Below are 589 nucleotides of genomic sequence, written 5' to 3'. Positions count from 1 at the left end.
ATGAACGCCAGGCTCCCGGCGAGATGATTCATATCGACATCAAGAAGCTCGGCCGGTTTCATGAGGTCGGCCACCGCATCACCGGCGATCGCACTCGCCAGAGTTCGCGCAGAGGCAAGAGTTGGGGCGCCGGTTGGGAATGCGTTCATGTGGCCATCGACGATGCCTCTCGCATCGCTTTCTCACAGATATCGCCGGACGAGACGAAAGAAAGCGCCGTGGCCTTCTTGAAGGCGGCATTGGCCTATTATGCCAGCCTCGGGATCGCGGTCGAGCGCGTCATGACCGACAATGGTCCCTGCTACACATCAAAGCCATTCGGCCAAGCTTGTCGCGACAACGGCCTCAAGCACGTTCGCACCAGACCATATACGCCTAAAACCAACGGAAAGGCCGAACGCTTCATCCAGACCGCCCTCAGAGAGTGGGCCTACGCCGTCGCCTATCCCAACTCGGACATGCGCGCCGCCGAACTGCCACGATGGCTTCATCGCTACAATTGGCACAGGCCTCACGGAAGTCTAAACTCAAAACCACCAATCACTAGGCTCGCTCTTACCCAGGACAACCTGTTGAGGCTCCACATCTA

The 589-nt window shown here is 58.2% G+C and carries 1 pseudogene; it reads left to right on the top strand.

Features of this window, described 5'->3' with window-relative positions:
- Positions 1-589, top strand: a pseudogene (locus ATY29_RS03760) (IS481-like element ISRel2 family transposase); the annotation flags it as partial.

This window comes from Rhizobium hidalgonense (genome assembly GCF_002914525.1).
Classification (GTDB): Bacteria; Pseudomonadota; Alphaproteobacteria; order Rhizobiales; family Rhizobiaceae; genus Rhizobium; species Rhizobium hidalgonense.
This window is presented reverse-complemented; position numbering and strand designations above follow the sequence as displayed.